This is a genomic window from Herbaspirillum sp. 3R11 (assembly GCF_004563925.1).
In the GTDB taxonomy this organism is placed as follows: Bacteria; Pseudomonadota; Gammaproteobacteria; order Burkholderiales; family Burkholderiaceae_D; genus Herbaspirillum.
In genome coordinates this window covers 1,489,712-1,504,340 of sequence record NZ_SPNJ01000001.1, presented here as the reverse complement: position 1 = coordinate 1,504,340, position 14,629 = coordinate 1,489,712, and the positions used below count along the sequence as shown (strand labels likewise).

The following is a 14,629-nucleotide window of genomic DNA, read 5'->3' as shown; positions in this document are numbered from 1 at the left end:
CATGGATTTCCATGGCTTTTTTTATGCCGGATTGCGCCCGGCGGAAAGATGGCTGAATCTCATGCCGCATGACGTTTGCGCAGCATGGCGAACAACTTGAGCAAGCTTCCCGACAAGGTGAAGACGATGCCTGTCAGCATGATCACAACACCGATGGCGAACTCCTTGGGCATTTCAGCCGTGTAGTCGGCGGCAGGCCGGTCGCTGTAAAGCGCGATGACGATACCGCTCCCGATCAGCAACGCACACGTGCGCCAGAACCAGATCCAGCTCTTGCCTTTGCAAGCTTGCCAGCTGGAAAAGAGCAGGCTGTAAAGGAGGACGAGAATGCATATTCCCGTGTTGAACAATTCGATGGGGGACCAGTCATTGGCGGACATGAGCGCATACCTGTGGAAGATTGATGGAGTCGTATGACCCGCATCCCGCAGCCAGGTTTGCCGGCGTGTGACAAAGCCGCGCATATCAACAACAAATACGAGCGTCGGCTGCAAAATCAATGAGGGGGAGGGCAAGGGCTTACCCTGCCGCCATAAAAAAACGCAGACACTTGCGGGTCTGCGTTTTTGGCAGGCATCGACAAAGCGGGCTTGTCGATGCCACCACCTCCAAGCGATGAAATCAGCTTAGAAAATGTGACGGATACCAACGCCGACGGTGGTCAGGCTGTTCTTGCCCGATGGCGAGTTGGTCACCTCGTACACGGCAGCGTCCCTGGCCTTGTTGTAATCGATCGTGGTGTACAGCTGGGTACGCTTGGACAGTGCATAGTCGGCCCAGCCGACCACGGCATAACGCTTGCCGTCGCCGACGTTACCCAACGTGGTGTAAGACACGTTCTTGCTCTTGTCGTAGTAGAACGCGCCCGTCAGGGTCAGGGCGCTGGTGGCCTTGTAGCTGCTGCCCAGGAAGAAGCCATTGTCCTTGCGCTGGTTGCCGGCAGTCGCGGTGACGGTCGACGCGGTGGTCCAGCCGGTGCTGATATCGCTGTCGGCAGCCATGTAGGCGCCGGTCGAGCCGGTTTGGTCCTTGATGTTGAACCAGCCGCCGAATACCTTGGCAGGGCCGAAGTCATAGGACGCCGACAGGTTCCAGACCTTGTCCTTGTAGCTGGAATTGGTGGCGCTCACGGTTTGCTGGTAGCCGCCGCCGATCGCGAAGCCGCCGACGGTATAACGCAAGGCGCTGCTGAACTGGCTACCTGTGCGCAGCGAGCCGGCCTGCTCACCGAACGCCCAGCTGACCGAAGCCGACACCGGACCGAAGTCGTTGTCATAGCGCAGCATGTTGGGAGTGCGAATCAGGGTGCCGGCGGCCGGCAGCCAGGAGTTGCTGGCATAGTTGCCCACGGTCAGCGGGTCGAAATGATCGGCCAGCAGATCGAACAGCGGGGTGTTCTGACGACCCACACGGATCTTGCCGAGACTGCCTTGCAGACCAACCCAGGATTGGCGGCCGAACAGGGAGCCGCCTTGCAGCATCGCGCCGTTATCGCTGCTGAAGCCGTTTTCCAGCTGGAACATGGCTTTCAGGCCGCCGCCCAGATCTTCGGTGCCCTTGAAGCCGATACGGCTATTGGCAATCGCGCCGTTATCCACGCGAACGTTGCTGTTGCCCTGGGCATTGGCGTTGCTGAGGTAGTGGATGCTGGTGTCGACGATACCGTAGATGGTGACGTTGGACTGTGCGAAGGCGCTGGTGCAGGTCAGACCTGCAATAGCCAGGGCCAGGTAAGTTTTTTTCATTGATATCTCCTGAACTTGCATTTGTTATGGATGGCAGGGAGCGCGAACAGTATCGTGTAGCGTCGGCTTCCTGCCGTTCATCGTCGCGCTTGCTTTTGAATGTTGGTGCGCGGCGTCGCCCGGATAGGGGCAAGGCGCAAGAATATCAGGACGTTTTTCGGCTGAAAAAGGAAATCGGCGGTGATGGCGATTTTTGTCGTTTTTCGGTAAATGCGTAAATAATTTCCTCATCCGTATTGACTGAAATGCGTGTTTCGCGCACGGATGATGATTTTTTTTGGTTTTTTACGCATGAGCCATCATTTTTTGTAGAAATCAAAAAACAAGGCCTTAAAATTAAAAAAACGCCCAAACCGTTTCCGGCTGGGGCGTTTTTTCGGTCCGCGGAACGCTTGCGCGCGCCGCGAGATGATGCGAGGTACTACTGAGTCTTATTGAACCTTGGCTTTCTTGCGCAGTTCTTCCTGATAAGCCTGCAGCTTCTTCTGTTGCAGCGCTTCGGCGATTTGCGGCTTCACTTCTTCCAGGGTCGGGACCTTGGCCGGACGTGTGTCTTCCAGCTTGATCACGTGGTAACCGAATTGGGTCTTGACCGGTGTGTCGGTGACTTCACCCTTCTTCAGTGCAACCATGGCGTCGGAGAACGGCTTCACGAACGAAGCAGGCGTGGCCCAGTCCAGATCGCCGCCGTTGGCTGCGGAACCGGTGTCCTTCGATTGCTTGGCCAAGTCTTCAAACTTGGTGCCGGCCTTCAGCTTGGCGATGATTGCCTTCGCGTCTTCTTCCTTGTCGACCAGGATGTGGCGAGCGTGGTATTCCTTGTCGCCGGCTTGCGCCTTGAACTTGTCGTACTCAGCCTTGATGTCGGCGTCTGCAACCGGATGCTTCTTCAGGTAGTCGCCGATCAGCGCGCGGATGACGATGCCCTGGCGCGCCAGTTCAAGCTGGTTCTTGACGTCGGCGTTGTTGCTCAGGCCTTGCTTGTCGGCTTCCTGCATCAGGATTTCGCGGTTGATCAGCTCTTCCTTGACGGCGCCGCGCAGTTGCGGGCTGTCAGGCTGACCTTGTGCAGTCATTTGCTTGACCATGGCGTCGGCACGCGACGATGGGATGGACTTGCCGTTCACGACGGCCAGGTTTTGCGCCATGACAGGCAGAGCAGCGGCTGCAAACAGCAGTACCAGCAAACGAGCAGGTTTGAATGTCATTATCGAATCCTAAAAAATGGAGGTAATAAGGTAACTAATAGCTAACAAGCTAGGAATTGAGAGATATAAGAGGGGGGATAGTCTTGTTAGTTCGCTATTTCTGATGGTGCGATAGCCGTGATGGCCAGTGCGTGTATATCCTTGTGCATCATGTCAGCCAGGCAATCATACACCAGCCGATGCCGAATTAAACGATTTTTCCCCTCAAAAGCGGCTGAAATCAGGCGTACGCGATAGTGCCCGCCGCCCGACGCAGCGCCCGCATGACCGGCATGCAGGGCCGATTCGTCTTCCACCAGACACTCGCTCGGCGTGAAGGCGGCAAGCAGCCGTTCGCGGATGACATCCGGTCGCGCGCTCATTCGGCGTCCTTCATGTATTTCGACAGGAACACGCTCTGCGCGATGATGAAAGCGAACATTAGCCCCATGCTGCCGAACATCTTGAAATTGACCCAGACGTCGAGCGTGTAATTGAACGCCACGTACAGATTGAGCAAGCCCATCGCGACGAAGAATACCGACCACGCCAGGTTCAGCTTGACCCACACCGGTTCAGGCAGGGAAACCTGTTTTTCCATCGTTGTGCGGATCAGATTCTTTTTGAAGAAGATTTGGCTGACCAGCAAGGCAACCGCGAAGCACCAGTACAGGATGGTCGGCTTCCACTTGATGAAGGTATCGTCGCGGAAGTAGATGGTGGCGCCGCCGAATACCACGATGATGGCCAGCGAGACCCACAGCATGCCGTCGACCTTCTTGCGGCGCGCCAGCAGGTAACCGATCTGCGCCAGCGAGGCGACGATGGCGACCGCCGTAGCCAGCAGGATCGGCGCCAGCGTGGCCGTTGCCGTGCCGCCGGACATCACGCCGGACAGGTATTGCGACACCAGGCCCTGGGCGGCGTCGGCATGGCCTTCCCCCCATTTGAATACGCCAAAGAAGAGGATGACGGGAAAGAGGTCGAACAGGAACTTCATGTGCTTGGTTCTTTTTAAAAGGTGGTGAGCGGATAGTGCAGGCCAGTACAGACCCGCAGCTTATCAGGTGGCCGGATCAAAGCGCAATGAAGCCGAATTGATGCAATAGCGCAAGCCGGTCGGCGGCGGGCCGTCGGGGAACACATGTCCCAGATGCGCATCGCAGACGTTGCAGACGATTTCGGTACGGATCATGCCATGGCTCTTGTCGACGATCTCGCGCACGTTGGCCGGGTCGAGCGCCTTGAAATAGCTGGGCCAGCCGCAACCCGAGTCGAACTTGGTATCGGAGGCGAACAAGGGCGTATTGCAGCAGACGCAGGTGTAGATGCCGGCTTCGTGATGATCCCAGAATTTACCGGTGAATGCGCGCTCGGTGGCGGCATGGCGGGTCACCTGGTATTCCATGGTATCCAGTTGGGCGCGCCATTCGGCATCGGTTTTTTGAACTTTGGCGGTCATGGGGTGGCTCCTTGGCAAGGGTGATGAATAAATTTTTGAATGAGGTGCATATGGCTTGGTCGCGAGACGCCGGACAATCTTACGCTCACGAGGAGCAGCTGACTTCCAGATGGCTGGCCCAGTCCGGCGGCAGGTCGGCGTACTTGTCGTGTTCCGGCTGCTCGTCGAAAGGCCGGCGCAGGATTTCCTGCAGCTTGGCCACTTCCGAGAAGTCCTTGTTCTGCGCCTTGTCGATGGCGACTTGCGCCAGGTAATTCCGTAGCACGTATTTGGGGTTGCTTGCGTCCATTGCAAGTTTCCGTGCGGCATCAACGCTGTTTTCCTGTTGCAGGCGGGCGCGGTATTGTTCGGCCCAGGCATCGAAGGAAGCTCGTTCGATGAACAGATCTCGCAATGGTTCATCGCCGCCGTTGTCGGCCGCATGCAGATCGCTCAGGCGGCGGAAGAACGAGGTGAAATCGACATGGCCGGCCTGCAGGATGGCGAACAAGGATTCGAACAGCTTGTCGTCGTCGCCCTGACGGGTCGCCAGGCCGAGTTTGGCATGCAGCAAGTCATCGTTCTTTGCCGCGAACTCGGCCTCGTATTGCCCCAGCGCGGCTTCGGTCTCTTCCACGCTGTCGATCAGCGGCAGCAGCGCCTGACCGAGCGCAAAACAGTTCCACTGGCCGATGCGCGGCTGCATCTGGTACGAATAGCGCCCCTGCTGATCGGTGTGGTTGCAGATGTGGCGCGCATCGAAGGCCTCCATGAAACCGAAGGGACCGTAGTCCAGCGTCAGGCCGAGGATGGACATGTTGTCGGTGTTCATCACGCCGTGCATGAAGCCGACCGCCTGCCAGTGCGCCATCAGGTGTGCAGTACGGCGCGTGACTTCGGCCAGCAGCGCGCGATAAGGATTCTCGGCACCGAGCAATTCGGGATAGAAATTGGCGATGACGGTATCTGCCAGCAGTTTCAGTTCATCGTGGTGCTTGTTGTAATACCAGTGTTCGAACGAGCCGAAGCGGATGAAGCTGGGCGACATGCGCGCGACCACCGCCGTGGTTTCCAGCGTCTCGCGCCGGACTTGCTGATCCGATCCGGTCACGCTCAGCGCGCGCGTGGTCGGGATGCCGAGCCCGGCCATCGCTTCGGAACACAGGAATTCGCGGATTGACGAACGCAGCACGGCGCGGCCGTCGCCCATGCGCGAATAGGGCGTCTGCCCGGCGCCCTTGAGCTGGATCTCCATGCGGCCGCCGTCACGCGCCGGCAGGTCGCCCAGCAGGATCGCGCGGCCATCGCCAAGTTGCCCGGCCCAGACGCCGAACTGGTGGCCGGAATACACGGCGGCCAATGGTTTGGAGTGTTGCGCGATGACGTTGCCGGTGAAGACGTCGATGAAGGCCTTGTTGCCGGCCGTCGCCGGATCGATGCCGATCAGCGCAGCGGCGTCCTCGCTGACGGCCACCAGATAAGGTTGCGGCAATGGCGTCGGTTGCAGGCGCGTGAAGAACGCCGGCGGCAATTCCGCAAAGGCATTGGCAAAGGGCAGCGCGACGGGATCGATATTGCCGGACGGGATGACGGGTGCGTTCATGAACTTGGGCCAGCACAAAAGAATCCGCCATTTTGACAGAGAAGCGGGCAGGCCATCGGATGAGGCTGCAGTTTCGGGCCGCAGTTCGGGCTGTATTCCGTCCGGCATTTCTTTGGAGGATGTGAGACCATCCCGCCAAACCTTTACCGCGAGTCGTCCATCATGAGCACATTGCCCAGCCGCATCCGTAGTCACGTCTGTAGTCACGTCTTATTGCTTGCCTTCCTGGCAGGCAACGCTTTCGCTCAAGTCCCGGCCTATGCCCCGGTCAAGGCGCATGTCTGCGGTGAGTGCGCAGTCACCGTTCCCGCCGAGATGACGCCGGTACGCGGCGTGGTCATTTCGCAGGGCGCATTCGGCACGACGGTCGGCTATTGGTCGGCGGTCGATCTCGACCGGCGCAGCATGACGCGCTTCATTACCCAACTGAAGAGTCCGACCGAAAAGCCTGCGCTGGTGCAAAGCCGCACGATACAACTGAGCGAAGACGACCTGGCGCTCATCGTGCCGCTGATGAATGCGGTCTGGAGCCTGCCGGAGGCCTTGCCGCTTCAACGCACCACGGATGCCGTGTGGGCGCTTGAGCTGTTCGACGCAGGTGTGCGGCGCAAGGAGTACGGCATGGGCGCGATCCAGGCACAGGGCGCCGAACTGAACAACGTACTGGATACGATCTGGCGCCGGCTGGCGCGCTGAAGCAACATAAAACGGATGCATAAAAAAACGGCGGAGTCCCTTCCGGGCTCCGCCGTTTTTTATTGAGGATGCCGTCTTACTTGTTGACCAGCTTGGCCGGCACCGCCAACGTCAGCAGTCCGCCCAGCAGCAATGACGCCGCCAGCACGTACATGCCGGTGTTGGTGCTTTGGGTGGTGTCTTTCAGCCAGCCGACCAGGTAAGGGCTGACGAAACCGGCCAGGTTGCCCAGCGAGTTGATCAGCGCGATACCGGCAGCCGCAGCAGCGCCGCTCAGGAACGCCGTCGGCAGGCTCCAGAACAAGGGCAGGGTGGTCAGGATACCGACCGCAGCCAATGTCAGCGAAGCCATCGCCAGCAGCGTGTTGTGGTCATACACGGTGCTGAACAGCAGACCGACACAACCCAGGAACGCCGGGATGGCGACGTGCCATCGACGCTCGCGATGCTGGTCGGCGCTGCGGCCGATCATGATCATCGCGACGGCGGCGACAGCGTAAGGAATTGCAGTCAGCAGGCCGATGTTCAGCGGGTCCGTGACACCGGTGGTCTTGATGATGGTCGGCAGCCAGAAGCTCACGCCATACAGGCCCATCACGAAGCAGAAGTAGATGATCGCGCTCAGCCACACCTTGCCGTCGGCGAACATCTGGCCCAGCGAGACTTCGATCTTCTCGGACTGTTCCTGTGCGATCTGCGATTCCAGCAGGCGCTTTTCATCTTCGCTCAGCCAGTCGGCGTCGCGGATGCGGTCCTTCAGGTAGAAGATCACGACCACGCCCAGCACCAGCGAAGGAATCGCTTCGATGATGAACATCCATTGCCAGCCGGTCAGGCCGTGCACGCCAGGGAAGGCATGCATGATCCAGCCTGACAGCGGGCCGCCGATGACGCCGGAGATGGCGATGCCGGTCATGAACAGCGCGGTGATCTTGCCGCGGCGATGCGATGGATACCAGTAGGTCAGGTACAGGATCACGCCAGGGAAGAAGCCGGCTTCGGCCACGCCCAGCAGGAAGCGCATGACGTAGAACATTTCCGGCGTCGTCACGAAAATCATGGCGCCCGAAATGATGCCCCAGGTGATCATGATGCGCGCGATCCAGAGCCGTGCGCCGACCTTGTGCAGGATGATGTTGCTGGGGACTTCAAAGATGAAATAGCCAATGAAGAAAATGCCGGCGCCGAGGCCGTACACGGTTTCACTGAACTTCAGGTCCTGCAGCATTTGCAGCTTGGCGAAACCGACGTTGACGCGGTCCAGGTAAGAAGCAACATAGCAGAGGAAAAGCAGCGGAAGCAGACGCCAGGTGACTTTGGAAAAAGTCGCTTCTTCAAACGATACATCGGTGCCGGGCGACGCGGCGACGCCTTGTGCTGGGGTATACGACATGTCTCACTCCATACATATTAAAAATGGATCAGTCTTGTTGTTATGAAAAGCCAGTCTCGTGGACTGGCCTTATTAAGTACTGATTTCTGTAGTTCTTGTTTTGGTTCTTTTTAATGCAGCGTGATTATAGACACAAATTTTGCCGATTCAACCGAAAGCGCTTCATCACTGACAAAACGCTTACAGCCGGTCTCGTGCGTGGTTAAACGCAGCGACCGCCGTCCACTTCCAGGCAAGCGCCGGTGATGAACGACGCTTCATCCGAGCCTAGGTACAGGCAGGCGTTGGCGATGTCGTCCGGCGTCGAGAAGCGGCCCAGCGGAATCGTCGCGGTGAACTTCTTGCGGTTTTCCGGGGTGTCGGGCACGCCCATGAATTCAGTCAGCAGGCCGGTTGCCGAGATCACCGGATTGACGCAGTTGACGCGGATGTTGTCCGGGCCGAGTTCGGCCGCCATCGATTTGCTGGTGGTGATGACCGCACCCTTGCTGCCGTTGTACCAGGTCAGGCCCGGGCGCGGACGGATGCCGGCGGTCGAGGCGATGTTGATGAAGGCGCCGCCGCCGACCTTGCGGAAGTAGGGCACGAAGGTCTTCGCGCTCAGGAAGATGCTCTTCACGTTGATCGCATAGACGCGTTCGAATTCATCCTCTTCGATTTCCAGCATCGGACGGTTGCGGTGGGTGGTGCCAGCGTTGTTGACGACGATATGCACGCCGCCGAAGGCTTCCAGCGCAGCGGCCAGCATCGCCGCCGTATCGGCACTCTTGGAGACGTCGGTCTTGATGAAACGCGCCTGGCCGCCGGCCGCGACGATGTCGTCGACGACGCGCTTGCCGCCGGCTTCATTGATGTCGGCCACCAGCACGCGCGCACCTTCGCGCGCATAGCTCTTGGCGATGCCTTCGCCGAAACCCGAACCGGCGCCGGTCACGATGGCTACTTTGTCTTTGAGTCGCATGTCTTCTCCTTGGGGTGTTGAATGATTTTTTAGTCGTGTTTGATGGCGATGGTCTTCAAAACCGTGAAGCCGTACAGCGCTTCGAAACCTTTTTCGCGTCCGTGGCCGCTGGCCTTGACGCCGCCGAATGGCAATTCCACGCCGCCGCCCGCACCATAGTTGTTGATGAAGACTTGGCCGCTGCGGATCGCCCGCGCCAGGCGGAACTGCCGTCCGCCGTCGCGCGTCCAGACGCTCGCGACCAGGCCGAAGTCGGTGCCGTTGGCGAGGCGGATGGCATCAGCTTCGTCTTCAAACGACATCGCCGACAGCACCGGGCCGAATACTTCTTCCTGCGCCAGACGGTGTTGAATCGGTACGTCGCGCAGTAAAGTCGGCGCCTGGTAGAAGCCGCCTGCCGGCACGCCGTCGGCGATGCGGCCCTGCGCCACCACCGGGATCTTGCTGTCGGCGGCGTCGCGCAGGAAACCGGCCACGCGCTCCTGTTGCGTCTTGCGAATCAGCGGACCGCAGTCGAGGTCCATCGCCGCCGAGCCGACGCGTAATTTGCCGAAGGCGGCGCCGACCCGTTCCAGTACCTGTTCATAGACGCTGCGCTGGACCAGCAGGCGGCTGCCGGCGGAACAAGTCTGTCCGGAGTTCTGCACGATGGCGTTGACGATTACCGGCAGCATGGCGTCGAAGTCAGCGTCGGCGAACACCACCTGCGGCGACTTGCCGCCCAGTTCCAGCGTGACCGGCGTGTGATGTTCGGCAGCGGCGCGCACCACGATCTTGCCGACGTTGGGCGAACCGGTGAACGACACGTGATCGATGTCGGCGTGCCTGATCAGCAGGTCGCCCGCTTCATGGCCGTAGCCGGTGACGATATTGAGCACGCCTTCGGGGAAACCGACTTCGGCGGCCAGTTCCGCCACGCGCAGCAGCGACAGGCAGGCGTCTTCAGCGGGTTTGACCACGCAGGTGTTGCCGGCGGCGAGCGCGCCGCCGACGCAACGGCCGAAGATCTGCATCGGATAATTCCACGGCACGATGTGTGCGGTGACGCCATGCGGCTCGCGCAGTGTCAGCACGGTGTAGCCGGTCTGGTAGGGAATGGTCTCGCCGTGCAGCTTGTCGGCCGCGCCGGCATAGAACTCGAAATAACGCACGATGGCGGCGGCATCGGCGCGCGCCTGTTTGAACGGCTTGCCGCAGTCGCGCGCTTCCAGTTGCGCCAGTTCTTCCTGGTGCTCGGCCAGCTTTTGCGACAGCTTCATCATCAGGCGGCTGCGGTCGGCGGCGCTGGTGCGGCTCCAGACATTGTCATAGGCCTTGCGCGCTGCTTGTACCGCGAGGTCGATGTCGGCGGCGTTGCCGCGCGCCAGCGATTCGAACACTTCGCCGTCGGAAGGATCGATGACGGGAATGCTTTCGCCGGAAGACGGTGCGGTCCAGCGGTTGTTGATGAAGTGCTGTTTCATGATTTCAAAGTCCTTTGATTTACATGGCAATCGACATGCCGCCATCCACGTACAGAACGTGACCATTGACGTAGGAGGCGGCGTTGGAAGCGAGGAACACGGCGGCGCCGGCGATTTCAGCCGGCTGCGCCCAGCGCCCCAGCGGCGTGCGCGTGGCGAAATGGGCGTTGATTTTTGGATCGGCGATCGCGGCGGCATTGGCTTCGGTGGCCACGCCGCCGGGCGCAATCGCGTTGCTGGTGATGCCCAGCGGACCGTATTCGGCGGCGAGTGCACGCATCATGCCGGTCAGCCCGGCCTTGGCGCCGGTGTAGACGGCGTCGCCTGATCGGGCGATCTGGCCGGCAATCGAGGTCACGGTAATCAGCCGGCCGCGCTTGTTCGGCACCATCAGGCGCGCCGCTTCGCGCGACAGCGTGTAGCCGGCGATCAGGTTGGTTTCCATCATGGCGACGATGTCGTCGTCGCTGAATTCGAGCAGCGGCTTGCGGTTGCGCACGCCGGCATTGTTGACCAGCACGTCGAGACCGGCGTGTTCCTTGGCGATGCGGGCGAAGGCGTCCTTGACGGCGGCTTTGTCGGTCACGTCGAAGGCGAGGGCGCTGGCCGACAAGCCTTGCACCGTCAGGCTTTGTACCGCGCTTGCCAAGGTCTCTGCGTTGCGGCCGCCGAGGATCACATGGGCGCCGCTGCCCGCCATGGCGCGGGCGATTTCCAGGCCGATGTCGCGCGCTGCGCCGGTGACGAGTACGGTCTTTCCTGCAAGCGAAAACTGTTCGAGGTAAGGCTGGCTGGGCTGAATGTAAGGCTTATTCATGATTGGCTTTGATAAACAATGGACGGCAAAAGATATCACCGTCGCAGCCATTGAGCCGGACCGTCTGTCTCCTGTCGTTTTTGTTCTATGGACTTCGGTCGGAAGATACCGCCGTCGCCTCGTCTGGGTTTCAATGTAAGTTGATCGCCAAAAGATGTCAATTGATATTACTACTTATTCAGATGATCGCCATTGCACTAGAGGCCATAAGGAGGGCTTATGGCCGCAGCGCAAATACGCTACCATGCGCAATCATCAGAACATCGCCATCGGAGACCAACCATGCCGAAATCGCCAGCCGACCAGCCGCAGGAAAAACCGGACGCCAAAGTTGTTAGCATCCGCACCCAACTGTCCACCGATGCGCTCGCACTGGCCGCGGCCGGACTCGGTCCGGTGCGCCAGGAGCGTTTTGCCGAACGGGTCTATGAAAACCTGTTCCACGCCATCGTTGAAGGCAAGATCGCCGTCGGCAGCCGCCTGCCGTCGGAAAACGACCTGGCCACGCTGTTCGACGTCTCGCGTCCCATCGTGCGCCAGGCGCTCGACCGGCTGCGCGAAGACCAACTGGTCGAATCGCGGCGCGGCTCCGGCACCTACGTCATGGACAGTCCGGGTGTCGCCGGCAAGTCCGCAGCAGCGGAGCCGTCCGAGCGCATCGGTCACATCATGAACGGCCTCGAACTGCGCATGGTGGTCGAGCCCGAATGCGCCTATATGGCGGCCCTGCGCCGCAGCACCGCCGACCTGACCAGGATGGACGAATTGCTGACCGGGTTTGAAGAGGCCAACGCCGTCGGCGGCATTGCCCACCATTTCGATTTCGGCTTCCATGAAGCGATCGCCACGGCGACCGCCAACCTGCGTTTCGTGCAGGTATTGAAGACGCTGGAGTACGACGTCAGCCACGCCGTCAATATGCTGCGCCACCTGATGCACATCCAGCCGTGGAAGCGCACCCAGGACGCCATGGACGAGCATCGCAACATCTTCGAGCTGATCAAGCGGCAAGACGCCGAAGGCGCGCGGCGGGCCATGCGCGGGCATATCGAAAATGCGCGCAGCCGCATGTTCAATAGCCGTCCCGGCTTGTAATTAAAAATAACAACTTGAAACAACAACCTGAATCGGATCCGTCTGCATGGAATTGCGCCAACTCAGATATTTCGTCGCCATCGTCGATCACGGCTCGCTGTCGCGCGCGGCGCGCGTGCTGCACATCGCCCAGCCGGCGCTGACGCAGCAGGTCCGTCAGCTGGAAGAAGAACTCGAAGCGCAATTGCTGCATCGTTCCGCGCAAGGCGTGATCGCCACCGACGCCGGCAAGACCTTCTACGAACACGCGCAAGCCATTCTCAAGCAAGTCACCGACGCCAAATCGGCGGTGGCGCAATCCAACGACAAGCCGTCCGGCACCGTGGCGCTGGGCATTCCGCAGAGCGTCTCGGGCGCGCTGGCCTTGCCGCTGCTGACCGCCATTCGCGCCACCTATCCGGAAATCACCTTGCTGCTCACCGAGGAGCTGACCGGCAACCTGATCGTCCAGCTCAAGTCGGGCCGCATCAACCTGGCGGTGCTGTTCGATGACGGCCAGCTGTCGCCGTTCGCCAGCACGCCGATGGTGGAAGAAGAGATGATGTACATCACGCGTGCAGACTCGCAATACGGCGCCGGCAAGAAGAAATCGGTCACGCTGGCGCAGGCCATCAAGGCGCCGCTGATCCTGCCCGGCCTGCAGCACGGCGTGCGGCCGCGTATTGAAAACATTGTGCGCGCACAAGGCATGTCCCTCGACAACGTGATCGAGATCAATTCGGTGGCGATCCTGAAGTCGGCCATCCTCGCCGACATCGGCGCGACCATTTTGCCCGTGGCGCCCTTGCTGTCGGAAATCGAACGCGGCGACATGGTCGCACTGCCGATCAGCGGTGAACGCATGGCGCGCACGCTGGCCTTGTGCGCTTCGAAGAATATTCCGCTGACCAATGCGGCGGCGGCGGTGGAGCGGCTGGTGCTGGATGTGACCGATGACTTGTGCCGCAAGGGCAAGTGGCTGCACGCAGAGGGATTGGCGCGCGAGTAGTTGGTTTTGCAGAGTCATCACTACCCCGGCACGCGCCGGGATAGTGATGATTTCAGTTCTTGTCGACCGCCGGATCCGGCAACTTCGCGCCATCCAGCAAGGCGCCGATCACACGTTCACCCAAGGCCAGGCCCACGCTCATGCCGATGCCGGTATGCATCAGCACCACCGTGGTCTTGGCGTCGACCGGTGTCGCCGAGAACGGTCCCGGTCCCTTGCTGCCGTAGACGCCTTGCCAGCGTTCCAGCACGTTCAGTTTCACACCCAGCGTCTCTTCCGCCAGACCGATCATGAGCTGATCGATTTCCTCGTTATTGAACGGCGGCGCATCGACGCCGTAGTAGTGCGAGTCGCCGATGATGAGTTCCTGGTACGGCGTCGGGCTGACCAGCAGATGGATGCCGTGGCGGTTCAGCACCGGATACTGCGCTTCGATTTCGGCATTCACGCCCGCTGCGCTTGGCAGATCGGAAAACGCGCCGTAATGGGTGCACGACAAACCGGTCAGGACCGCGTGCGTCAGCGGCAAGCGCTCCTTCGGCGCCGCGCGCAACATCTGCAGGCGGCAGACCTTGAGATTCATTTCGCCGAGCTTGTCGGCAAACAGCGTCTGGTAATCGTGGCCGGAACAGACGATGGTGCGCTCCGCGCGGAACTCGCCGGCGGTGGTCGACAGATGACCGTCCCGTGCTTCCCTGACCAGCGTGTTGAAATGGAATTGCACGCCTTGCGATTGCAGGTAGCACACCAGCGCCGGCACCGCTTCACGCGAATACAGCTGCAAATCCTGGGTGCCGTGCAGGGCCGAACGATGATGGCGGAAGCGGCCGCCGTACAGGGCATCGAGTTGTGCGCCTTCCAGCAGCGAGGCGTCGTAGCCATGCTGGCGCGCGCGCACGATCATGAATTCTTCGAGTACCGCATGTTCGGCCGCAGTGCGGGCGAACAGCAGGGTGCCGGCTTCACGTGCGCTGAAATTGGCGCGCTGCGCCAGGTGCAGCCACAGTGCCCGGCTTTGTTTGGCGAGGCCGAGCATGACGCCCGGCGGCTGGCCGGTGACCAGGCCCATGCCGAAATTGCGGATCGAGGCGCCGATCGGCGTCGAGCTGCGTTCGAACACGACGACGCGCAGGCCGCGCTTGACTGCCGCAAAGGCGTGCGCCAGGCCGAGTATGCCGGCACCGACGACGGCGACGTCGATGTGATCCTTGTTGGTGTTGGTATTGCCCATCCGATGCTC

At 60.4% G+C, this 14,629-nt stretch carries 15 protein-coding genes; 3 read left to right on the top strand and 12 right to left on the bottom strand.

Annotated features, from left to right (window positions below; all coding sequences use genetic code 11):
• Nucleotides 1–59 precede the first annotated feature (59 nt).
• The 7 genes from E4P32_RS06940 to E4P32_RS06910 all read right to left on the bottom strand — a co-directional run bounded on the left by E4P32_RS06940 (nucleotide 60) and on the right by E4P32_RS06910 (nucleotide 5,976).
• Entirely contained in the window at nucleotides 60–515 is a 456-nt protein-coding gene (locus tag E4P32_RS06940) for a hypothetical protein (RefSeq protein WP_135026686.1), read from the bottom strand.
• Between the two features lie 111 nt (nucleotides 516–626).
• Complete coding sequence (locus E4P32_RS06935; protein ID WP_116432648.1) at nucleotides 627–1,745, bottom strand: porin; 1,119 nt, start codon at nucleotides 1,743–1,745, stop codon at nucleotides 627–629.
• A gap of 431 nt (nucleotides 1,746–2,176) precedes the next feature.
• A complete protein-coding gene (locus E4P32_RS06930; RefSeq protein ID WP_116432649.1) occupies nucleotides 2,177–2,953 on the bottom strand; it encodes a peptidylprolyl isomerase in 777 nt (258 codons plus the stop codon).
• Nucleotides 2,954–3,039: 86 nt separating this feature from the next.
• Nucleotides 3,040–3,315, bottom strand: a complete 276-nt coding sequence (locus E4P32_RS06925; RefSeq protein WP_116432650.1) for a BolA family protein — start codon at nucleotides 3,313–3,315, stop codon at nucleotides 3,040–3,042.
• Nucleotides 3,312–3,932 carry a septation protein A gene (locus E4P32_RS06920; protein WP_116432651.1) on the bottom strand — a complete coding sequence of 207 codons (621 nt, stop codon included), beginning with the start codon at nucleotides 3,930–3,932 and terminating at the stop codon, nucleotides 3,312–3,314. Before E4P32_RS06920 ends, E4P32_RS06925 begins: the two co-directional genes overlap by 4 nt.
• Before the next feature lie 63 nt (nucleotides 3,933–3,995).
• Nucleotides 3,996–4,394, bottom strand: coding sequence for a peptide-methionine (R)-S-oxide reductase MsrB (gene msrB, locus E4P32_RS06915; protein ID WP_053197842.1), 399 nt, complete (start codon nucleotides 4,392–4,394; stop codon nucleotides 3,996–3,998).
• 85 nt (nucleotides 4,395–4,479) lie between these two features.
• Nucleotides 4,480–5,976 (bottom strand): protein adenylyltransferase SelO, encoded by a 1,497-nt coding sequence (locus E4P32_RS06910; protein WP_116432652.1) that lies wholly within the window; start codon nucleotides 5,974–5,976, stop codon nucleotides 4,480–4,482.
• Between the two features lie 162 nt (nucleotides 5,977–6,138).
• Here E4P32_RS06910 and E4P32_RS06905 point away from each other — a divergent pair, with 162 nt between their 5' ends.
• On the top strand, nucleotides 6,139–6,672 hold the full coding sequence (locus E4P32_RS06905; protein ID WP_233526532.1) for a hypothetical protein: 534 nt from the start codon (nucleotides 6,139–6,141) through the stop codon (nucleotides 6,670–6,672).
• Nucleotides 6,673–6,748: 76 nt separating this feature from the next.
• On the opposite strand, the gene E4P32_RS06900 is transcribed toward E4P32_RS06905, so the two are convergent.
• The 4 genes from E4P32_RS06900 to E4P32_RS06885 all read right to left on the bottom strand — a co-directional run bounded on the left by E4P32_RS06900 (nucleotide 6,749) and on the right by E4P32_RS06885 (nucleotide 11,306).
• Nucleotides 6,749–8,065 carry an MFS transporter gene (locus E4P32_RS06900; protein ID WP_116432654.1) on the bottom strand — a complete coding sequence of 439 codons (1,317 nt, stop codon included), beginning with the start codon at nucleotides 8,063–8,065 and terminating at the stop codon, nucleotides 6,749–6,751.
• 202 nt (nucleotides 8,066–8,267) lie between these two features.
• On the bottom strand, nucleotides 8,268–9,026 hold the full coding sequence (locus tag E4P32_RS06895) for an SDR family oxidoreductase (RefSeq protein WP_116432655.1): 759 nt from the start codon (nucleotides 9,024–9,026) through the stop codon (nucleotides 8,268–8,270).
• Between the two features lie 29 nt (nucleotides 9,027–9,055).
• Nucleotides 9,056–10,489, bottom strand: a complete 1,434-nt coding sequence (locus E4P32_RS06890) for an aldehyde dehydrogenase family protein (RefSeq protein ID WP_116432656.1) — start codon at nucleotides 10,487–10,489, stop codon at nucleotides 9,056–9,058.
• Between the two features lie 19 nt (nucleotides 10,490–10,508).
• Nucleotides 10,509–11,306, bottom strand: coding sequence for an SDR family oxidoreductase (locus E4P32_RS06885; RefSeq protein ID WP_116432657.1), 798 nt, complete (start codon nucleotides 11,304–11,306; stop codon nucleotides 10,509–10,511).
• Nucleotides 11,307–11,588: 282 nt separating this feature from the next.
• Between E4P32_RS06885 and E4P32_RS06880 the strand changes: the two genes are divergently transcribed.
• On the top strand, nucleotides 11,589–12,401 hold the full coding sequence (locus tag E4P32_RS06880; RefSeq protein WP_233526533.1) for a FadR/GntR family transcriptional regulator: 813 nt from the start codon (nucleotides 11,589–11,591) through the stop codon (nucleotides 12,399–12,401).
• Between the two features lie 46 nt (nucleotides 12,402–12,447).
• On the top strand, nucleotides 12,448–13,389 hold the full coding sequence (locus E4P32_RS06875) for a LysR substrate-binding domain-containing protein (protein ID WP_116432658.1): 942 nt from the start codon (nucleotides 12,448–12,450) through the stop codon (nucleotides 13,387–13,389).
• Nucleotides 13,390–13,441: 52 nt separating this feature from the next.
• Here the strand turns inward: E4P32_RS06875 and E4P32_RS06870 are convergent, their stop codons facing one another.
• The gene (locus tag E4P32_RS06870) at nucleotides 13,442–14,620 is read right to left on the bottom strand and encodes a TIGR03364 family FAD-dependent oxidoreductase (protein ID WP_116432659.1); all 1,179 of its coding nucleotides are present in this window, start codon (nucleotides 14,618–14,620) and stop codon (nucleotides 13,442–13,444) included.
• Nucleotides 14,621–14,629 lie beyond the last annotated feature (9 nt).